Annotated in this window: 18 protein-coding genes; 3 read left to right on the top strand and 15 right to left on the bottom strand. The window is 71.1% G+C overall.

Going from position 1 to position 19,342, the window contains the following annotated elements:
• Window positions 1-10: 10 nt before the first annotated feature.
• The 12 genes from aroQ to AB0N68_RS10860 all read right to left on the bottom strand — a co-directional run bounded on the left by aroQ (window position 11) and on the right by AB0N68_RS10860 (window position 11,859).
• On the bottom strand, window positions 11-451 hold the full coding sequence (gene aroQ / locus AB0N68_RS10915) for a type II 3-dehydroquinate dehydratase (protein WP_292795092.1): 441 nt from the start codon (window positions 449-451) through the stop codon (window positions 11-13).
• Window positions 448-972 (bottom strand): GNAT family N-acetyltransferase, encoded by a 525-nt coding sequence (locus tag AB0N68_RS10910; protein ID WP_292795091.1) that lies wholly within the window; start codon window positions 970-972, stop codon window positions 448-450. The genes aroQ and AB0N68_RS10910 overlap by 4 nt, the downstream gene beginning before the upstream one ends.
• Window positions 969-2,057 carry a 3-dehydroquinate synthase gene (aroB, locus tag AB0N68_RS10905; protein ID WP_280570118.1) on the bottom strand — a complete coding sequence of 363 codons (1,089 nt, stop codon included), beginning with the start codon at window positions 2,055-2,057 and terminating at the stop codon, window positions 969-971. The genes AB0N68_RS10910 and aroB overlap by 4 nt, the downstream gene beginning before the upstream one ends.
• Window positions 2,054-2,572, bottom strand: coding sequence for a shikimate kinase (locus tag AB0N68_RS10900; RefSeq protein ID WP_259954503.1), 519 nt, complete (start codon window positions 2,570-2,572; stop codon window positions 2,054-2,056). Before AB0N68_RS10900 ends, aroB begins: the two co-directional genes overlap by 4 nt.
• On the bottom strand, window positions 2,556-3,785 hold the full coding sequence (gene aroC / locus AB0N68_RS10895) for a chorismate synthase (protein ID WP_259954504.1): 1,230 nt from the start codon (window positions 3,783-3,785) through the stop codon (window positions 2,556-2,558). Before aroC ends, AB0N68_RS10900 begins: the two co-directional genes overlap by 17 nt.
• Before the next feature lie 58 nt (window positions 3,786-3,843).
• Window positions 3,844-4,656, bottom strand: coding sequence for a shikimate dehydrogenase family protein (locus tag AB0N68_RS10890; RefSeq protein WP_292795090.1), 813 nt, complete (start codon window positions 4,654-4,656; stop codon window positions 3,844-3,846).
• A 4-nt stretch (window positions 4,657-4,660) separates the two neighbouring features.
• Entirely contained in the window at window positions 4,661-6,202 is a 1,542-nt protein-coding gene (gene mltG, locus AB0N68_RS10885; RefSeq protein WP_313366732.1) for an endolytic transglycosylase MltG, read from the bottom strand.
• Between the two features lie 2 nt (window positions 6,203-6,204).
• Entirely contained in the window at window positions 6,205-6,678 is a 474-nt protein-coding gene (gene ruvX, locus AB0N68_RS10880) for a Holliday junction resolvase RuvX (protein WP_187661512.1), read from the bottom strand.
• Window positions 6,675-9,335, bottom strand: a complete 2,661-nt coding sequence (gene alaS, locus AB0N68_RS10875; RefSeq protein WP_280613456.1) for an alanine--tRNA ligase — start codon at window positions 9,333-9,335, stop codon at window positions 6,675-6,677. The genes ruvX and alaS overlap by 4 nt, the downstream gene beginning before the upstream one ends.
• Window positions 9,336-9,390: 55 nt before the next feature.
• Window positions 9,391-9,579 (bottom strand): hypothetical protein, encoded by a 189-nt coding sequence (locus AB0N68_RS10870; RefSeq protein WP_025103513.1) that lies wholly within the window; start codon window positions 9,577-9,579, stop codon window positions 9,391-9,393.
• Between the two features lie 110 nt (window positions 9,580-9,689).
• Window positions 9,690-10,319 carry a 30S ribosomal protein S4 gene (rpsD, locus tag AB0N68_RS10865; RefSeq protein ID WP_187661514.1) on the bottom strand — a complete coding sequence of 210 codons (630 nt, stop codon included), beginning with the start codon at window positions 10,317-10,319 and terminating at the stop codon, window positions 9,690-9,692.
• A gap of 181 nt (window positions 10,320-10,500) precedes the next feature.
• Complete coding sequence (locus AB0N68_RS10860) at window positions 10,501-11,859, bottom strand: replication-associated recombination protein A (RefSeq protein ID WP_259954509.1); 1,359 nt, start codon at window positions 11,857-11,859, stop codon at window positions 10,501-10,503.
• 100 nt (window positions 11,860-11,959) lie between these two features.
• Between AB0N68_RS10860 and AB0N68_RS10855 the strand changes: the two genes are divergently transcribed.
• Window positions 11,960-12,262, top strand: a complete 303-nt coding sequence (locus AB0N68_RS10855; protein WP_187661516.1) for a hypothetical protein — start codon at window positions 11,960-11,962, stop codon at window positions 12,260-12,262.
• A 15-nt stretch (window positions 12,263-12,277) separates the two neighbouring features.
• Here the strand turns inward: AB0N68_RS10855 and AB0N68_RS10850 are convergent, their stop codons facing one another.
• Together AB0N68_RS10850 and AB0N68_RS10845 are read right to left on the bottom strand one after the other, a co-directional pair.
• Window positions 12,278-13,027, bottom strand: a complete 750-nt coding sequence (locus AB0N68_RS10850) for a winged helix-turn-helix domain-containing protein (RefSeq protein ID WP_292796215.1) — start codon at window positions 13,025-13,027, stop codon at window positions 12,278-12,280.
• The gene (locus AB0N68_RS10845) at window positions 13,024-14,835 is read right to left on the bottom strand and encodes an NAD(P)/FAD-dependent oxidoreductase (RefSeq protein WP_313366750.1); all 1,812 of its coding nucleotides are present in this window, start codon (window positions 14,833-14,835) and stop codon (window positions 13,024-13,026) included. The genes AB0N68_RS10850 and AB0N68_RS10845 overlap by 4 nt, the downstream gene beginning before the upstream one ends.
• 279 nt (window positions 14,836-15,114) lie before the next feature.
• Between AB0N68_RS10845 and AB0N68_RS10840 the strand changes: the two genes are divergently transcribed.
• Both AB0N68_RS10840 and AB0N68_RS10835 read left to right on the top strand, forming a co-directional pair.
• Entirely contained in the window at window positions 15,115-16,467 is a 1,353-nt protein-coding gene (locus AB0N68_RS10840) for a DUF349 domain-containing protein (protein ID WP_259954513.1), read from the top strand.
• A gap of 59 nt (window positions 16,468-16,526) precedes the next feature.
• Entirely contained in the window at window positions 16,527-17,075 is a 549-nt protein-coding gene (locus AB0N68_RS10835) for a type IV toxin-antitoxin system AbiEi family antitoxin (RefSeq protein ID WP_187661520.1), read from the top strand.
• Here the strand turns inward: AB0N68_RS10835 and AB0N68_RS10830 are convergent.
• Window positions 17,062-19,314: a RelA/SpoT family protein gene (locus tag AB0N68_RS10830; protein ID WP_187661521.1), complete on the bottom strand. Its 2,253-nt coding sequence runs from the start codon at window positions 19,312-19,314 to the stop codon at window positions 17,062-17,064. The genes AB0N68_RS10835 and AB0N68_RS10830 overlap by 14 nt on opposite strands.
• Window positions 19,315-19,342 lie beyond the last annotated feature (28 nt).

Genomic DNA, 19,342 nt, shown 5'->3' with positions numbered 1-19,342 from the left:
TCCCGCCCGGTCAGAGGTGCGCGACGAGCTCTCGCACGGCCTCCGCGTAGCCGTCGACGCCGTGTCCGATGACACGGACCGCGGCGACGTCGTGCAGGTACGAGTGGTGACGGAACTCCTCGCGGGCGTACACGTCGGAGATGTGCACCTCGGCGAAGGGCAACGCGACGCCGGTGAGTGCGTCGCGCAGGGCCACCGACGTATGGGTGAGGCCGCCCGGATTGATGACGATGCCCGCGCAGTCCGACCGCGCGTCGTGGATCGCGTCGATGAGCACGCCCTCGTGGTTGCTCTGCAGCGCCCGTACCTCGAACCCGAACGCCGCCGCGGCCTCGGCGGTGATCCGCTCGACGTCGGCGAGGGTCGCCGTGCCGTAGACCTCGGGTTCGCGGGTGCCGAGGAGGTTCAGGTTGGGGCCGTTGACGAGCAGCAGCCGACGCGGAGCCGTCATGCGGGCACGCTCCCCGTGTCGGCCAGTTCGCGGCGCATGACCCACTCCCGACCGAAGCCGGAGGTCTCGATCTCGCCGGTCCGGACGAAGCCGAGTCGACGATAGACCGCCTGCGCCCGCTCGTTGTCCACATGGACCTCGAGCACGAGGGCACGGAGGCCGCGATCACGTGCCCAGGCGGCCGCGGCGTCGAGGAGCGCATCGATGACGCCCGCACCGCGGTGCGCATCCGCCACGTAGACTCCCACGACCAGGCCGGCGTCATGCTGCTCGCGATGCGGGAGCAGCGTCACGGTGCCGGTCCAGGTGCCGTCGTCGGCGATCGCGACGAACTGCGCCGCGGCCGCGTCACCCGAGGCGTTCGCCGCGCGCTCCTGCCAGAAGCGGTCGGGCTGTGCGGCGGCGTGCTCGACGGTGTCGAGGAAGGCCATCGGCGCGGCGGGGTCGGCGAGGGCCTGCAGCCGCAGCGCCTTCACCTCCCGCCAGTCCTCCGGCGTGATGCGCCGGACGGCGATGCTCATGCGCCGATCTCCTGATACGCGGCGAAGAGCAGCGACTCGTCCGGCGCCTGGAGCACGGTGGGCTTGGCGATGTCGTCCAGCAGGATGAAGCGGAGCATGCCGCCGCGGCTCTTCTTGTCGCGCTGCATCGTGGCGAGCAGCTGCGGCCAGGCTCCGGCACGGTACGAGGTGGGCAGGCCCAGCGACTCGAGGATCGTGCGGTGGCGCTCCGCCGCAGCGTCCGAGAGGCGCCCCGCCAGCCGGGACAGCTCCGCGGCATACAGCATGCCGATCGAGATGGCCGCCCCGTGCCGCCAGCGATACCGCTCGGCATGCTCGATCGCGTGGCCGAGGGTGTGGCCGTAGTTCAGGATCTCCCGCTGTCCGGCCTCGCGGAAGTCGTCCGAGACGACCTGCGCCTTCATGTCGATCGCGAGTTCGACGGACCGCCGGAACTCCTCCGTCGTGGTGTCGACCGCGCGCGCGGGATCGGCCTCGATGATGTCGAGGATCTCCGGTGCCCAGATGAAGCCGGCCTTGACGACCTCCGCGAACCCCGCAGTGGCCTCGTTGGGGCTCAGGCTGCCCAGCTCGTCGAGGTCGCCGATCACCGCGCGCGGTGCCCAGAAGGCGCCGACGAGGTTCTTGCCCTCCGCGGTGTTGACCCCGGTCTTTCCGCCCACGGCGGCGTCCACGAGGCCGAGCACGGTGGTGGGCACCTGAACGATCTGGATGCCGCGCAGCCAGGTCGCCGCGACGAAGCCGGCGAGGTCGGTCACCGCTCCCCCGCCGTAGCCGACGACGGCGTCCGTGCGCGTGAAGTCCGCCTGACCCATGACCTGCCAGCAGAACGCGGCCACCTCGATGCGCTTGCCCTGCTCGGCATCCGGGATCTCGGCGAGCAGCACCTCACGCGGGCCATCGGCGGTGTCGGCGAGGAGTCGGTCGCGGAGTTCGGCGGCGCGGGCCGCGAGGGTCGGCGGGTGCACGACGAGGATCTTGCGGACGCCCGGCGCGAGAGCCGCGGACACCTGGTCGAGGATCCCCCGTCCGATCGTGATGTCGTAGGCGTCGCTCCCGGTGACGCTGATGGTCGTCGTGCTCATCGCTGTTCTCTCCTCCATGCCACGATCTCGTCCGCGATGCGCTGCATCGGACGCCGTGAGGTGTCGAACGTGGTCGACGCCACCTCGTCATACCATCCTCGCCGTTCCGCGAAGATGCGCTTCCACTTCTCGACCGGGTCCTCGCCCGCCAGCAGCGGGCGCGTCCCGCCGCGCAGTCGGTCGGCCACCGCTGCCTCGCTCACGGAGAGGAAGACCACGGGGTGCGCACGCAGCAGCGCGCGCGTCTCCGGGTCCGTGACCGCGCCGCCGCCGAGGGAGATCACGCCGCCCTCGGCGATAGCCTCACGGACCGCCGCGCGCTCGAGCTCCCGGAAGTGCGCCTCGCCGTGCGTGGCGAAGATCTCCGGGATCGGGCCGTGCGCGGCGACGATGCGCTTGTCGGTGTCGATGAAGGCGACCCCCAGACGCCGCGCGACCCGTCGCCCGACACTGGTCTTGCCTGCCGCCATCGGTCCGACGAGGACCAGCGTCAGCGGCTCAGCCTCGTTCGTCATGCGCGATGAGCGCCGCCTCGGACGCGGGGGCCGTGCGCAGCTCCGCGGGGATGCCGTCGAGGTATCCCTCCAGGTTGCGGCGCGTCTCACGGATGCTGTCGCCGCCGAACTTCTCCAACACGGCGCGGGCCAGCTCGATGGCGACCATGGCCTCCGCAACGACGCCCGCCGCGGGCACGGCGCAGACGTCGGAACGCTGGTGGTGCGCGGTCGCCTGGTCGCCGGTCGCGATGTCGATCGTGCGCAGCGCGTGCGGCACGGTCGCGATCGGCTTCATGCCCGCCCGCACGCGCAGGACGGTCCCCGTGGACATGCCACCCTCGGTGCCGCCGGCGCGGTCCGTGCCGCGGGCGATGCCGTCGGCGGTGACGAAGAGCTCGTCATGGGCGGCCGAACCCCGGCGACGTGTGGTCTCGAAGCCGTCGCCGACCTCCACGCCCTTGATCGCCTGGATGCTCATGAGTGCCTGGGCCAGTCGGGCGTCCAGGCGACGGTCCCAGTGCACGTGGGAGCCGAGGCCCGGCGGCAGGCCGTAGGCGAGGACCTCGACGATGCCGCCGAGCGTGTCGCCGTCCTTCTTGGCGTCGTCCACCTCCGCGACCATGAGTGCCGAGGTCGCGGGGTCGAAGCACCGCAGCGGGTCGGCGTCCAGCGCGTCGACGTCGTCCGGGGTCGGCAGCGCCGCGCCATCCGGCACGCGCACCGGGCCGATGGAGAGCGTGTGGCTGACGAGCCGGATGCCGAGCTCACCGAGGAAGGAGCGGGCGACGGCACCGAGCGCCACGCGGGCCGCGGTCTCCCGGGCGCTCGCGCGCTCGAGGATCGGACGGGCCTCGTCGAAGTCGTACTTCTGCATGCCCACGAGATCAGCGTGGCCCGGACGCGGCCGGGTCAGCGGCGCGCCACGACCGCGCGAGCGGTCGGTGAGCTCCACGGGCTCCGGGTTCATGACCTCGATCCACTTCGGCCACTCGGTGTTGCCGATGCGCAGGGCGATGGGGCTGCCCAGCGTCTTCCCGTGCCGGACACCGCCGGAGATGGTGAGCTCGTCCTGTTCGAACTTCATCCGGGAGCCGCGTCCATAGCCGAGCTTGCGGCGGGCGAGGTCGGCCTGGATGGCCTCGGACGACACCGGGACGCCGGAGGGCAGACCCTCCATGACGGCGATGAGTTCTGGGCCGTGCGATTCGCCGGCCGTGAGCACGCGGAGCATGTGCTCTAGTCTCCCATGCGTTTCCCCCCGCGCCGTGCCGCGTTTCGTCGGGCGGCGCTCAGAGGGTGGCGCGCATCGCGGCGAGGACCGCGTCCTCGTCCGGCAGCGGCGAAACCGGGTCGCCGTGCAGGAAGATCCGGATCTGCCGGACCGCCTGATGCAGCAGCATTCCGAGTCCGGAGACCGCCGGCGCTGCGCCCCATGCCGCCGCCAGGGTGGACGGCCAGGGCGCGTAGGCGGCGTCGAACAGCGTGCCGCCGGTCTCGGCCAGGCGGGCGGCACTCTCCGGCGGCAACGTTGTACCGGAGGGCAGCGTCGCCACCGTGAGGTCGACGGCGCCCTCCACCTCGTCGAGCGGTCGCGGGGTGACCACGACGCCGCGTCGCTCCCCGATCCCGACGAGCCCCGCGGCGCGCTCCGGCCGACGGGCGGCGACCTCGACCCGTGTCGCCCCCAGGTCGGCGAGAGCGACGAGGGCCGAGGCCGCCGTGGCTCCGGCGCCCAGGATCCGCGCCGTCCCGATCTCGCGGATGCCGGCGTCCCCGAGCGCATCGACGATCCCGCCGACGTCGGTGTTGAATCCTGCCGGGGTCTCCGAGAACAGGAGCGTGTTGACCGCGCCGGTCAGCTCCGCGTGGGCATCCCGGCTGGCGGCGTATCGGTAGGCCTCTTCCTTGAGCGGCATCGTCAGGGACAGGCCGCGCCAGGTGTCGTCGAGCGCCTCGACCGCGTCCGCGAAGCCCTCCGCGCCCACCTGGCGGCGCCCGTACTCCCAGTCCAGCCCGAGCACCGCGTAGGCTGCGGCGTGCAGCTCCGGCGACCGTGAGTGCCCGATCGGGTCGCCCCAGACCGCCAGCCGTCTCCGGTTCACCGCGTCAGCAACCGGCGTCGGGGTTCGCGCGGCACCAGTCCCGCCACTTCTCCACGCCCTGCTCGTGCTCCGCGAGAGTCTCCGAGAACTGCGTCTCGCCGGTCTCGAGGTTGACGGTGACGAAGTAGATCCACGGCCCGTCCGCGGGGTGCATCGCGGCATCGATCGCGGCATCGTTCGGGCTCGCGATCGGCGTGGCCGGAAGCCCCTTGTTCACGTAGGTGTTCCACTCGTTGGGGTCTTCCAGAGCCTCGGCCGAGCTCGAGACCACGCCCTCGTGCAGGGAGCCATACCCGTACTGCGCCGTCGAGTCCATCTGGAGCAGCATGTCGTCGTCGAGGCGGTTCTGGATCACGCGGGACACCTTGGCGAAGTCGTCCGTGCGGCCTTCGCGCTGGATGATCGAGGCGATCGTGAGGATCCGCTGCGCGTCCTCGTCCGGGACGCCGGCGGCGGCGAGCGATTCGCGCGTCCGGTCGACCATGCGCTGGATGACCTGCGTCGCGGTGACCTCGGGGTCGAACGTGTACACCGCGGGGAACAGCCACCCCTCCAGGCTCTGCGCCTCCACCCCGTACGCGGACGGATCGGCGACGGCTGCCTCGAGGTCGGCCAGCGGCATCCCGAGAGTCTCGGCCATGGACGGCAGGGCCGATTCGATCGTCCCGCCCTCCGGCATGGAGACGGTGTTCTCGAGCTTGTTCTCCTCGTTGCGGAGCGCGGCGAGGGCATCCTCCGCCGTCATCTTCTTCTGCAGGCGGTAGACGCCGGGATAGAAGGTCACCGCGATGTTCTCGTCGATGAGGTAGTCGTAGAAGACGTCCTCGGTCTTCGTGACGCCGGCTTCGTACAGCGCCGTCGACACGGGGCCGCCCGTGTCGCCCTGCTTGATCGTGACGTACACCTCACCGGTCGCCTGACCGGGCTCCCAGTCCTTCGGCTCCCCCCACCCCATGGCGTCGGCGATGCGGTCGCCGAAGGTGTTGGCGACCCAGACTCCGCCGGCGGCGATGCCGCCGAGGATCACCAGGACGATGATCAGGGCGACGAGGCAGCCCTTGCGGCGCTTCTTCTTGGTCGGCGCACCGTGATCGCGGCCGTCGTCCTGGGCGGCGAAGATCTCGTCGAGCCCGCCGCCCAGCGCGGGTGCGGGGTCTTCGGTGCCGGTCGACCGGCGCGGCCCCGGAGCGGGGGTCTCATCCGCGCTCGTCGCGGCGACGGGCATCGCGCGTGTCGCGACCGGTTCGGGATCCGCGCCGGGCACCGCCGGCCGGTGGTCGTTCCCCGGTGTCTCCGCAGTGGTCGCCGCCGACGCCGAGACCGGGCGGGCGGGCACATCGGCAGCGGGTGCGACACCGGGGTCCGGAGCGGGCGGGGCCTCCTGCTCGCGGGCCGCGGCCTCCCTCGCCGCGCGGCGGGATCCGGGTGCCGGCGTGTCATCCGCGGCGGTCGGGACCTGCGGGGACGGAGCGGGGAGGTTCTCGAACAGATCCCCCAACCGGGTGCTCTGCTCGTGCTCGGGCGCACGGCTCTCGCGTTCGGACATGTTCAGGCGGGCTCCTCGTCAACGGGGACCGGGGCACCGGCCGGGTTTCCGGTGCTCTTCTCCGTGTCGATCGCCTGCTGCAGCAGCACCACGGCGGCGACCTGATCCACAATGCTACGAGAGTTCTTCTGTGATCGCCCAGAACTCCGCAACGCCGCATGCGCGGAGACGGTGCTCAGACGCTCGTCCACGAGGCGGACCGGCACGCCGCTGCGTCCCTGGAGTGCGGCCGCGAACTCCCGCGCATCGACCGTCGACGGCGTGTCCGCGCCCTGCATGTTCACCGGAAGTCCGACCACGATCTCCAGCGGCTCGTACTCCGCAGCCAGCTCCGCGATGCGCGTCAGCGAGTGCTCGTCGCGCGGCACGGTCTCGACGGGGACGGCCAGCATGCCGTCCGGATCGGACCGGGCCACGCCCACGCGGGCCCGGCCGACGTCGATGCCGAGCCGGACCCCGCGGCGATAACCGCTCACGCGCCCCGCAGCTCCTGGGAGACGGCCTCGAGCGCGGCGGGCAGCGCCGCTGCGTCGGTACCGCCGCCCTGGGCGACGTCGTCCCGGCCACCGCCGCCTCCGCCGAGCACACCGGCGGCGCGCTTCGCGAGCGCACCCGCCTTCGCCCCGGCACCGCGCGCGGCCTCGTTCGTGGCGACGACGATGACAGGGCGACCGTTGACGACCGCCCCGAGCGCGACGACTGCGGGGTCGGAGCCGAGCCGGTCGCGCACGCCGTTGACGAGCTCGCGGACATCGTCCGCCGACGCGACATCACCCAGCGACTGTGCCGCCACGCGGAAGTCCCCGACGCGCGTCGCGGCCTCGGCGATGGCGGGGATGCGTCCCGCTCGCTCCTTCGCCTCGAACTGCGCGATGCGCTTCTCCGCGGCCTTGAGGCTCGCGGCGAGATCGGCGATCCGCTCCGGGAGCTGCTCGCGCGGGGTCTTCAGAGAGGCGGTGAGCTGCGAGACGAGAGCGCGCTCTGCCGCGAGCTCCCGGAACGCATCCGCGCCGACGAGAGCCTCGATCCGGCGGTTGGAGGCGCCGACCGACGACTCCCCCACCACGCTGACCAGACCGATCTCGGCACTGGTCGACACGTGCGTGCCGGCGCAGAGCTCGCGCGACCACGGGCCGCCGATGTCGACCATCCGCACGACGTCGCCGTACTTCTCGCCGAAGAGCGCCATGGCGCCCGCTTCCTTGGCCTCGTCGAGCGTCACGATGCGGGTGGTCACCTCGAGGGCGTCCTGCACGGCGCGGTTCGTGATCTCCTCGATCTCCGTGCGGGTGTCCGTCGACAGTGCCTGCGACCAGGCGAAGTCGAACCGCATGTAGCCGGCGCGGTTGAGCGAGCCCGACTGCGTGGCGGTCGGGCCGAGCGTGTCCCGGAGGGCGGCATGCACGAGGTGGGTGGCGGAGTGCGCCTGACGGGCGGCGCGCCGATTAGCGGCGTCGACGATCGTCGTCGCGATGTCATCGACCGCGACCGTGCCGCGGGAGACCTCCACCGTGTGGCTGATCAGCCCGGGGACCGGACGCTGCACGTCGAGCACCTCGAGCTCGTAGCCGGGGCCCACGATGGTGCCCTTGTCCGCGACCTGGCCGCCGGACTCGGCGTACAGCGTCGTCTCGGCGAGCACGACCTCGGCGATCTGGCCCTCGGCGGCGCTGCGCACCGGCGCGCCGTCGACGAGCAGGCCGAGCACACGGGACTCCACCTCGAGGGCCGTGTAGCCGTCGAAGCCCGTCTCGCCCAGCGCGCGCAGGTCGCGGTACACCGAGACATCCGCGAGCTGGCGCTTGCGGTTGCGGGCGTCGTCCTTCGCGCGCTGACGCTGCTCCTGCATGAGGGAGTCGAACGCGGCACGGTCCACGTCCAGCCCGGCCTCTTCGGCGACCTCCAGGGTGAGGTCGATCGGGAAGCCGTAGGTGTCGTGCAGCAGGAACGCCTCGGAACCGCTGAGGGTCTTCCCGCCGCCCTTCTTCGTCTCGTCGAGCGCGAGGTCGAGGATGGTCGATCCCTGCGCCAGGGTGCGCCGGAAGGTCTCCTCCTCGGCGAAGGCCGCCGAGGAGAGCACGGACCAGTCCCGCTCCAGCTCCGGGTACGCCGACTTCATCGCGTCGCGGGAGGCGGCGAACAGCTCGGGGAACGCGGGGTCGTCGACACCGAGGAGCCGCATGGCGCGCACGGTCCGGCGCATGAGGCGCCGCAGGATGTAGCCGCGGCCCTCGTTCGACGGACGCACGCCATCGGAGAGGAGCATGAGCGAGGAGCGCACGTGATCCGCGATCACCCGGAAGCGGACGTCGTCCTCGTGCACGGCGCCGTAGCGACGGCCCGAGAGTTCGACGGCACGGTCGAGCACCGGACGCACCTGGTCGGTCTCGTACATGTTCTCGACGCCCTGCTTGAGGAACGCGACGCGCTCCAGTCCCATGCCGGTGTCGATGTTCTTCATCGGCAGTTCGCCGACGATGTCGAACTCGGTCTTGCCGCGGATGTTCTCGATGAAGTCCTGCATGAACACGAGGTTCCAGATCTCGAGGAACCGCGAGTCGTCGACAGCGGGGCCGCCGTCCTTGCCGTAGGCCGGGCCGCGGTCGAAGAAGATCTCGGAGTCAGGGCCCCCGGGACCGGGCTGCCCGGTGTTCCAGTAGTTGTCCGCGCGGCCGAGGCGCTGGATGCGCTCCGGCTTGAGTCCGATGATGTCGCGCCAGATCGCCTCGGCCTCGTCGTCGGTCTCGTACACGGTGACCCAGAGATCCTTCTCGTCGAAGCCGAGGCCGCCGTCGGCCTCCGAGCTCGTGAGCAGCTCCCAGGCGTAGCGGATCGCGCCTTCCTTGAAGTAGTCGCCGAACGACCAGTTGCCGAGCATCTGGAAGAACGTGCCGTGACGCGCGGTGCGCCCGACCTCCTCGATGTCGTTGGTCCGGATGCACTTCTGCAGGTCGGCGATGCGCGGATGCGGCGCCGGGACCACGCCCGTGAGGTACGGGATCATCGGGACCATGCCGGCGACCGTGAACAGCAGCGAGGGGTCGTCGCTGACCAGGGATGCCGAGGGGACGATGAGGTGGTCGTTCTTCTCGAAGTAGGAGAGGTAGCGCTGCGCGATTTCCGCAGTTTTCATAGGAGTGCCGGATGTCCTTGCGTGAGGGGGCGCGCCGAGGCGCAGATGCGGGGGGTCAGTTCTCGCCCGGCTCGGTCAACCGAGCCTCCTGCGCGCGATACGCGTCGCTGAGGATCGCGGCGAGGCCGTTGAGGCGGGCGTCGACGTCGGCCAGGATGTCGTGGCCCCGCGGGTCCTTGTTCATGAAGTGAGCCGCGACGAAGCCGCCGATCACGCCGATCAGGAACCACAGCACATTCTTCATGTCGTCATCCTTGCCCTAGAGCCGCGAAGGCGCGGTCTCTCCATCGTAGGCGGAAACGACAGGAGGCGTCGGGAACCCCGACGCCTCCTGCCTGATGCTCTTCCGCTGGATCAGCGAGCCGCGTAGTACTCGACGACGAGCTGCACTTCACAGGTCACGGGGACCTCGGCGCGCTTCGGACGACGGACCAGGCGGGCCTGGAGCTTGTCGAGCTCGACCTCGAGGTAACCCGGAACGGCGGGCAGGACCTCGGCGTGACCGCCGGCGGCTGCCACCTGGAAGGGCTCGAGGCCCTCGCTCTTGGGCTTGACGTGGATGAGCTGACCCGGCTTCACGCGGAACGACGGGCGGTCGACGAGCTGGCCGTCGACGAGGATGTGACGGTGCACGACGAGCTGGCGAGCCTGCGCCGTGGTGCGGGCGAAGCCCGAACGGACCACGAGCGCGTCGAGACGCATCTCGAGGAGCTCGACGAGGTTCTCACCGGTCAGACCGTCCTGGCGACGGGCCTCGTTGAACGCGATACGCAGCTGCTTCTCGCGGATGCCGTACTGCTCGCGCAGACGCTGCTTCTCACGCAGACGGACGGCGTAGTCGCTGTCGGCCTTGCGCTTGGTGCGGCCGTGCTCGCCCGGAGCGTAGGGACGCTTCTCGAGGTAGCGGGCGGCCTTGGGGGTGAGTGCCACGCCGAGGGCGCGGCTGAGACGCACCTTGCGGCGGTCCTGGGACTTCGTGACCACGAAGTTATCCTTCCGATGACGTGGACGTGGATTTCACGTCCGACGGACGTATCACCGCGTTCTTCCTCGGGGCGCACGCCGGGGTGCCGTCGAGGTGGGGTGTGAACGAGGAGATGCCCGAAAACACGGTTTCGAGCCGCTCAAGTCTAACAGACGACGGCAGACACCCGAGGCCCGCGGATCACCGGTCGCCGAGGATCCGGCGGATGCGCTCCAGCCGTGCACTGATGTCGCGCTCCGCGCCCAGGTTCTTCGGCTCGTAGTAGTGGCGTCCGTCGAGCTCGTCCGGCAGGTACTGCTGCGGCACGATCCCGAACTCGCTGTCGTGCGCGTAGCGATAGCCGCGGCCGTGGCCCAGGCGCTTGGCGCCCGGGTAGTGGGCGTCGCGGAGGTGCAGCGGCACGCGCCCGAACCCTCCGGCCCGGATGTCGGCGATGGCCGCGTCGATGCCGACATACGCCGCGTTCGACTTCGCGGTCGTGGCCAGGTACACGGTGGCCTCCGCGAGCGGGATGCGTCCCTCCGGCATCCCGATGAAGGCCACGGCGTCGGCGGCGGCCACGGCGATGCCGAGCGCCTGGGGGTCGGCGAGCCCGACGTCCTCGGACGCGGAGATGACGAGCCGCCGGGCGATGAACCGCGGGTCCTCCCCCGCCTCGATCATGCGGGCGAGGTAGTGCAGCGCGGCGTCCGGGTCGGAGCCTCGGATCGACTTGATGAAGGCGCTGATGACGTCATAGTGCTCGTCGCCCTGCCGGTCGTAGCGGAGCAGAGCCTTGTCGACGGCCTGCGCCACATCGTCGGCGGTGACCTCGGGGACGGTCGACTCCTGGTCCTCGCTGTCGTCGTCGGCCGTCGCCGCGTGCGAGAGCGCCACCGCGGCGGCGGCCTCCAGCCCCGTGAGGGCGCGACGGGCGTCCCCCGACGCGAGGCGGATGAGGGCCGACCGCGCCTCGTCGGTGAGCGCGACCGCGCCTCCGAGTCCGCGGGCGTCCGACACCGCCCGATCCACGAGCACGCCGATGTCGTCATCGGTGAGCGGCTGCAGGGTGAGCAGCAGCGACCGGGACAGCAGAGGCGAGATCACCGAGAACGAGGGGTTCTCCGTGGTGGCGGCGATGAGGATGACCCAGCCGTTCTCCACGCCGGGCAGCAGGGCGTCCTGCTGGGCCTTGGTGAAGCGGTGGATCTCGTCGAGGAAGAGGATCGTCGTCTGCCCGTAGAGGTCGCGCTGCGTGATCGCCTCCTGCATGACCTCCCGCACGTCCTTCACGCCGGCGGTGATGGCCGAGAGCTCGACGAACCGGCGGCCGGAGGACCGGGCGATGGCCTGGGCGAGCGTGGTCTTCCCGGTGCCGGGCGGGCCCCAGAGGATGATCGACACCGCACCGGGCGAGCTGGCCTCCGGATCGGCGAGGGCGACGATGGGCGACCCGGCCCGCAGCAGGTGGCGCTGTCCCGCGACCTCGTCCAGCGACACCGGACGCATGCGCACGGCGAGCGGTGTCTGCCCGGAGAGCAGGGCGGAGGGAGAGGACATTCCTCCAGGCTAACGGCGGCCGGGGACACGAGGCGAGGCCGGCGCCCCGGTAGGCTCTCAGGCGACGTCGTGGACCGGCGTCGGACGGGAGAAGCAGGGCATGGCTGCACGCGGTTCCAAGAAGGCGCAGACACGCACCGAGGCGGAGCGCGCTCGGCTGCACACCGCTCGCACCCGCTGGCACCAGGACCAGATCCGCCGACGGACCCGGGACAACGCCATCGCGATCACCGTCGGCGCCCTCATCGTCGTGGGCGCGATCGTCAGCCAGGTCGTGCATGCGCAGGTGACCGCTCCGGAACCGACGCCGTCGCCCTCGCCCACCTCCTCGATCGAACCGTCCCCGGCGCCGACCGATACCCCGACGGAGGCTCCGACCGCGCCCGCCACTCCCTCGGAGTGAACCGATCCGGCACGATCAGTCGTCGAGCACCGCGAGTCGATAGCCGCGCTTGACCACGGTCTGCACGAGGTCGACGTCGCCGAGGGCCTCGCGGAGCCGCGCCACAGCGACCTCGACGGCTCGAGGACTCCGCCGCCCACCCGGGAGCACCTGCCCGATCTCCGTCCGGCTGAGCACCCGCCCGTCGGCCACGAACAGCGCTTCCATGACGCTCACGGCTCCGCGGGAGAGCGGGACGAACACGCCGTCGATGAGAATGCCCCCGCTGCGTACCGCCACGTCGCCGACGTCCGTCCGCCGTTCGCGCCCCGCGCGGGCGAAGTGATCGATGACCGTGCGGGCGAGGTCTTCCGCCGTCGGCCCGCACGCTGTGGACGCGGCCAGTCCGAGCTCCGCCAGCTGAGCCGTCGCTGTGGGGTCGGCGGTCGCCAGGAGCAACCGCGAAGCCCGCGCGCGAGCACGCACCGCATCGAGCATGCCGAGGCGCTCGAAGATCGCCAGGAGGCCTGGCACGCCTTCGGCGGCGGGGAACAGCACAGCGTCGACCTGGCCGGTCGCGATGCGGTGCGCCGTTCGCTTCGTGCCGGCGGGGATCGCCTGATCGTCCCGCAGTGACACGATCCGCACGACCTCCGACCCGCTGCCGGTGAGGGCGTGCAGGAGCGCGTCGGCGTCGACGGGCTCGGGCCGCACCGGCCGTGCCACCTCGGCGACCGCGATGCGGGAACCCACGAGTGCCGGGGCCACGCGGGTCGGCGCGCTCATCTCGCCCCCTCTGCGGACCGCACTCCCGCCGCCGTCCCTGTGCCGCTGCGGTCCAGGTCTCGACGCCGGCGGGTTCCCCCGTCCGCGGGTCCGACCAGCGGCGTCATCGGGTGGCGCCCGCCGGCTTCCGGCTCCGAGGTCCGGATCACCGCGCCTGCGGCCCGGAGGCCCGCCAGCACTCGCGGGAGGTCGCCGCGCCGGATCCCCCCGACGGTGATCGTCGCCTCGCCGAGACCGATCGTGGCGTCGTGACGCTGGGCCAGGCGGCCGATCACGAGGAGGAGCGCAGCGTCGATCTCCCTCCCGACCTCGACCTCGACGTCGACGACGGAAGCGGCGGCCGAACCGCGGAGGCAGACGCCCGGTCGGCGGTCGGGGGTGTCGGCAGGGGCGGGGTCACGCTGCAGCAGCGCAACCGCCAGACGGCGGAGGCAGGGCCCGCAGTCACGGCTCTCCCCCGCTGCGGCCAGGGCATCGGCGAACGTCCGGATCCCCCGGCGATCCAGCTCGACACTCAGCGCGTCCAGCGGGAGCGTCAGGAGACCGTGGCCGCATTCGTCCGCGCGGTCGTCGGACGCTGCCGAAGCCAGAAGCACGCGAACCTCCGCGCGCCGATCGGTGTCATCGCGCGAGAACCGCGCCAGCCATGCCTCACCCTGTTCGCCGATCGTCGTCGTTCCGTACACCTGACGCGCATCTGCGGAGAGCAGGATCTCTCCGAAACGGCGTCCGTCGAGGGCGGACAGCGGGACGGCGAAGGCCGACCCGCGGACGTCGTCGATCCGCAGGACGGCGAGGTCGATGCCACCGGGCCGTCCGTACCAGCGCCGCGGTCCTCGGTACGTGAGCGGAGCACCGCACAGGGCGGCGACCGCACGGTCCGCGGAGGAGCATACGGCTTCGACGCCCCGCTCGAGCTGACCGACTCCCACCGCGACGTCCCCGATGGCGAGGATCCGCTCATCCTCTGTCTGTCCGGCGGCATCCACGATCACGCCTCCGCCCTGGCGCACCGGGAGACCGGCGTTGCGCGCGAGTTCGTCTCTGGCCCGTGCACCGGTCGTCACGACGAGGTCCGCCCGGGCGAAGGTCCCGTCCTGGAACTCGACCGCGGTGACGGCACCGGCCTCGTCGGGATCGACGCGCGTCAGCCGCGTCCGGGTCCGCACGGTGATCCCGCGTGCCTCCATGACCCGCCGCAGCGCCGCCGCAGCCGGCGCCGACAGCACGGAGGGAAGCAGCCGATCCGCGGTGGCGACGAGGGTCGTCTGCACTCCGGCCTCGTCCAGAGCGAGCGCAACGTCGACCCCGGACTCGTCTCCGCCGACCACCACCGCTCGGAGGGCACGTGGCAGCTCCGTCCTGCGGATGGCCAGGAACGCGCGCAGGGTCTGTGCGTCTTCCATCGCGCGGAAGGTGAAGGCCCCACGAGCGCGGATGCCTGGCACCTCGAGCGGGCGGGCGTGGGTCCCGGTCGCCAGGACGAGCGCGTCGTAGTCGTACCAGCGGCGCGAACGGGTCCGCACGCGGCGTCCCGCCCTGTCGATACGCAGCACCCGGTCGTCGTCGATCAACCGCACCCGATCGTCGCGGAACGGCGCCCGGTCGAGATCGATGCCCGATGCCGCGTCGCCCGCGACCACCCGCGCCAGCCCGGAGCGGTCATAAGGCAGCCGCCCCTCGTCTCCGAACACCGTGATCCGCACGTCCCGCTCCGGATCCTCCAGCATCCGCGCGACGAAGCGGTGCGCCGCAACGCCCGCCCCCACGACGACGATCTCCGCTGTGCGCGCTGCGTTGTCGTCCATGGAACTCCTGTCGACCTGGGGACTGTCGTGGTCGCGACGATAGGAGCGCCGTGTTACCCGGAGATGACGCGGAGTGTTTCCTGCGTCGAACGTTCTGCTCACGAAACGGTAACGTCCCACTTCGTCGAGACCCCGGGTCGCCGTCGAGACCCCGCCTCGTTCGCGCACGAAGCACGGGGTCTCGGCGGGAAGACGGGGTCTCGCGGATCGAAGAGGGCGTACTAGGCTGAGCCTCGTCCTTTCCGCCTCCCGCGGCGTGACCGCGCAAGGAGAATCACCGTGTCTGCCAACGAGCCCGCGAAGCCGACCCCGCCCGTTCCCACCCCGCCCGCCGTGCCGCTGCCGCGAAAGGCACCGACACCGGCCGCCGTCGCGCCGGCCGCTGCGAAGCCGACACCGGTCTCCTCCGCCGGCGAATGGGGCCGGGTCTCCGAAGACGGCACCGTCGAGGTGCGCGAGGGCGAGTCCTGGCGCGTCGTCGGTCAGTACCCGGACGGCACTCCCGACGAGGCCCTGGCCTACTTCGTCCGCAAGTACGACGACATCGCCTTCAAGGTCGTCGCCCTCGAGCAGCGTCACCAGGCCGGCGGCGCCTCGGCGAGCGACCTGTCCAAGCAGGCCGCCCACCTCATCGACGAGGCTACGGATGCCGCGGCCGTCGGCGACCTCGCCGGACTCCGCGACCGCCTCACCGCACTGACCGCGTCGCTGTCCGAGGCCACCGCTCAGGAGGCGCAGCAGGCGAAGGAGCTCGTCGAGCAGGCCGTCGCCGAGCGCACCGCCCTCGTCGAGCGTGCCGAAGCCATCGCCGCCCGCGACCTGAGCAAGGTCCAGTGGAAGCAGGTGACCGCCGAGCTCAACGAGCTGTTCGAGTCCTGGCAGGCGCAGCAGCAGAACGGTCCGCGCCTGTCGAAGGGCGTCTCGCAGCAGCTCTGGAAGCGGTTCCGCGATGCCAGGGCCGTCGTCGACAAGCACCGCCGGGCGTTCTACTCCGAGCTCGACGATGCGCACAAGGCGGCGCGCGACGCGAAGTCCCGACTGGTCGAGCGCGCCGAGGCCCTGGCCCCGCGCGGGGTCGACGGCATCCCCGCCTACCGCTCCCTCCTGGACGAGTGGAAGACGGCCGGTCGCGCCGGACGCAAGGCCGACGACGCCCTGTGGGCACGGTTCAAGGCCGCCGGAGACGCGCTCTACGCCGCCCGTGCCGAGCAGGCCGCTGCGGAGGAGGCCGACTCGGCTCCGAAGATCGAGGCCCGGCAGGCGCTGCTCGAGCAGGCGAAGGCGGTCGCCGACGAGCCGAACATCAAGCGCGCCCGCGCCCTGCTCACGCGTATCCAGCGCGAGTGGGACGAGGTCGGACGCATCTTCCCGCGCGACAAGGAGCGCGCACTCGACGACAAGCTCCGCGTCATCGAGCAGGCACTCAAGGCGCGCGAGGACGTCGACTGGAAGAAGAACAACCCCGAGACCAAGGCGCGGGCGAACGACATGAGCTCGCAGCTCCACGAGGCCATCGAGAAGCTCGAGGCCGAACTGGCCGCCGCCGAGAAGGCCGGGGACAGCAAGGCCGCCAAGGAGGCAGCGGACGCCCTCGAGGCCCGTCGCGCCTGGCTCAACGCCCTCGGCGGCTGAGCTCTCCACAGGTTCACTGATCTCCGCATGAGCGGGGTGCATCACGCCACACTGGCGGCATGCACCCCGCTCTGCTGTATCTGCCCGGCGCGCGCCTGAGCGTGGGCGAGCTCAGTGCCGCCCGGCTCGACGGCCATGTCGTCGAGGTCGGTGACGCCTACATCCCGGCTGATCTGCCGGAGTCCCCCGATGTGCGGGCGCAGAGCATCGCCGCGCTCGTCCAGGAGGGCGCAGCGGCCTGCGGGCCCAGTGCCGCCTGGATCCACGGCGCCCGCGATGCCCCGCCGTCGATCCACCACGTGCGACGCTGCGTGGAGCGCCGGGTGCGCCCGCGGGTGCAGACCAGAGTGTCGTTCCACGACACCTTGGTCCCCGCGGCGGACCTGGCCCGCCTCGGCGGGATCTTCGTGACGTCGCCGGTGCGCACGATGGGCGACCTCGCCACGGCGCTGCACCGCGATCCCCGTGTGCTCCCGTGGATGCAGGCCCTCGCCCAGGTCGACCCGACCGCGCTCGACGGCGCCATCGCCGACCTTCGGGCCCGGCACCGAGTGCCCGGCAGCGTCAGTGGTGTCGCGGCGTTGGAGCGGCTCGTCAGGAGGACGTGACGCGGTACACGTCGTAGACGGCGTCGATCCGGCGCACCGCGTTCAGGACGCGGTCCAGGTGCACGGCGTCACCCATCTCGAACACGAACCGACTGAGTGCCAGGCGCTCATCCGTCGTCGACACGGTCGCCGACAGGATGTTCACGTGATGCTCGCTGAGCACCCGCGTGACGTCCGAGAGGAGGCCGGAGCGGTCCAGGGCCTCCACCTGGATCTGCACACGGAACACGCTCTTCTTCGTCGGCGCCCAGGAGACCTCGACGAAGCGGTCCTGCTCGCCGCTGAGAGCCTTCACGTTCACGCAGTCCGCCCGGTGCACGGAGACACCGCTCCCCCGGGTGACGAAGCCGACGATGGGATCACCGGGCACCGGAGTGCAGCACTTCGCGAGCTTGACGAGGATGTCGTTCGCGCCGCGCACCAGCACGCCGGAGTCGCCGCCCCGCGACTCTCGCGTCTGGACGCTTCCCGGAAGGTCGATCGCCCCGGTGGTCGGCTCGTCGGTGGCGACGAGCGCGGTGACCTTCTCCAGCACCGACTGGGTCGAGACGTGGCCCTCGCCGACCGCGGCGTAGAGACCCGAGACGTCCTCGTAGTGCATCTGGTGAGCGACCTCGGTGAACGAGTCCTGGCTCATCAGACGCTGCAGCGGGAGGTTCTGCCGGCGCATCGCGCGGGCGATCGCCTCCTTGCCCTGCTCGATGGCCTCTTCGCGGCGCTCCTTGGTGAACCAGCCGCGGATCTTGTTCCTGGCACGGGTGCTCTTGACGAACCCGAGCCAGTCCTGGCTCGGCCCCGCGTCCGGATTCTTGGAGGTGAAGACCTCGACGACGTCGCCGCTCTTCAGCTCCGACTCCAGCGGCACCAGGCGTCCGTTGACCTTGGCGCCCATGGTGCGGTGCCCGATCTCGGTGTGCACGGCATAGGCGAAGTCGACCGGGGTGGCGCCGGCCGGGAGACCGATCACGCGCCCCTTCGGCGTGAAGACGTAGACCTCCTTGGCGCCGATCTCGAACCGCAGGGAGTCGAGGAACTCCCCGGGGTCTGCCGTCTCGGCCTGCCAGTCGGAGATGTGCGCGAGCCACGCCATGTCGGTGTCGGAGGCGCGGACCTCGGCCTTGCCTCCGCCGTTCATCCGCTCCTTGTACATCCAGTGCGCGGCGACGCCGTACTCCGCCTGGTGGTGCATCTCGTGCGTGCGGATCTGGATCTCGACCGTGCGACCGGCCGGGCCGATCACGGTCGTGTGCAGCGACTGGTAAAGGTTGAACTTCGGGGTGGCGATGTAGTCCTTGAACCGGCCGGGCAGCGGCGTCCAGCGAGCATGGATCGCCCCGAGCACCGCATAGCAGTCGCGCACGGACGAGACGAGGACGCGGATCCCGATCAGGTCGTAGATGTCGTCGAACTCGCGACCTCGGATGACCATCTTCTGATACACCGAGTACAGCTGCTTGGGCCGGCCGACGACCTTGCCGCGGATGCGCAGGTCGCGGAGGTCTTCGTCGATCTCCTCGATGACCTGGCTCAGGTACTTCTCGCGCTGCGGGGTGCGCTGGGCGATGAGGCTGTGGATCTCGTTGTAGATCTTCGGGTGGAGGACCGCGAAGGACAGGTCTTCGAGCTCCGACTTGATCGCCTGGATGCCGAGGCGATTGGCCAGCGGCGCGTAGATCTCCAGCGTCTCCTTGGCCTTCTTCGCCGCCTTCTCCGGCGGGACGAAGCCCCAGGTGCGGGCGTTGTGGAGCCGGTCGGCGAGCTTGATGAGCAGGACCCGGATGTCCTTCGACATCGCGACGATCATCTTGCGGACGGTCTCGGCCTGCGCGCTCTCGCCGTACTTGACCTTGTCGAGCTTGGTGACGCCGTCGACGAGCATCGCGACCTCGTCGCCGAACTCGGCGGTCAGATCGGTGAGCGCGTAACCGGTGTCCTCGACCGTGTCGTGCAGCAGGGCGGCGGCGATCGCGCGCGGTCCGAGACCGAGCTCCGCGAGGATCTGCGCGACGGCGAGCGGGTGCGTGATGTACGGCTCACCGCTCTGCCGCTTCTGACCCTCGTGCTTCTCCTTCGCCACGGCATAGGCGCGGGAGATGACAGCGAAGTCGCCCTTCGGGTGGTTGGCCCTGACGGTGCGGATCAGGTTGTCGAGATCGTTGATCCGGGACGCGCGCGAGAAGATGCGGGGCACCAGCCGTCGCAGACTCGAACCCTGCGATGCCGTCTGCGGCTCCGCCATCCACTCACCTCCGAATCAGACAATCCTA

Source organism: Microbacterium meiriae, assembly GCF_040685015.1.
GTDB lineage: Bacteria > Actinomycetota > Actinomycetes > Actinomycetales > Microbacteriaceae > Microbacterium > Microbacterium meiriae.
The sequence above is the reverse complement of the archived record's forward strand: the minus strand, read 5'-3'. Positions and strand labels throughout refer to the sequence as shown.

Coding starts and splice junctions, on each gene's coding strand:
- AB0N68_RS10850 (WP_292796215.1), bottom strand. CDS start 13,027: ATGAGCGCGCCGACCCGCGTGGCCCCGGCACTCGTGGGTTCCCGCATC.
- AB0N68_RS10835 (WP_187661520.1), top strand. CDS start 16,527: ATGCACCCCGCTCTGCTGTATCTGCCCGGCGCGCGCCTGAGCGTGGGC.
- mltG (WP_313366732.1), bottom strand. CDS start 6,202: ATGTCCGAACGCGAGAGCCGTGCGCCCGAGCACGAGCAGAGCACCCGG.
- AB0N68_RS10870 (WP_025103513.1), bottom strand. CDS start 9,579: ATGAAGAATGTGCTGTGGTTCCTGATCGGCGTGATCGGCGGCTTCGTC.
- AB0N68_RS10830 (WP_187661521.1), bottom strand. CDS start 19,314: ATGGCGGAGCCGCAGACGGCATCGCAGGGTTCGAGTCTGCGACGGCTG.
- AB0N68_RS10845 (WP_313366750.1), bottom strand. CDS start 14,835: ATGGACGACAACGCAGCGCGCACAGCGGAGATCGTCGTCGTGGGGGCG.
- aroC (WP_259954504.1), bottom strand. CDS start 3,785: ATGCTCCGCGTGCTCACGGCCGGCGAATCGCACGGCCCAGAACTCATC.
- AB0N68_RS10855 (WP_187661516.1), top strand. CDS start 11,960: ATGGCTGCACGCGGTTCCAAGAAGGCGCAGACACGCACCGAGGCGGAG.
- aroB (WP_280570118.1), bottom strand. CDS start 2,057: ATGAGCACGACGACCATCAGCGTCACCGGGAGCGACGCCTACGACATC.
- aroQ (WP_292795092.1), bottom strand. CDS start 451: ATGACGGCTCCGCGTCGGCTGCTGCTCGTCAACGGCCCCAACCTGAAC.
- alaS (WP_280613456.1), bottom strand. CDS start 9,335: ATGAAAACTGCGGAAATCGCGCAGCGCTACCTCTCCTACTTCGAGAAG.
- AB0N68_RS10900 (WP_259954503.1), bottom strand. CDS start 2,572: ATGACGAACGAGGCTGAGCCGCTGACGCTGGTCCTCGTCGGACCGATG.
- AB0N68_RS10910 (WP_292795091.1), bottom strand. CDS start 972: ATGAGCATCGCCGTCCGGCGCATCACGCCGGAGGACTGGCGGGAGGTG.
- AB0N68_RS10860 (WP_259954509.1), bottom strand. CDS start 11,859: ATGTCCTCTCCCTCCGCCCTGCTCTCCGGGCAGACACCGCTCGCCGTG.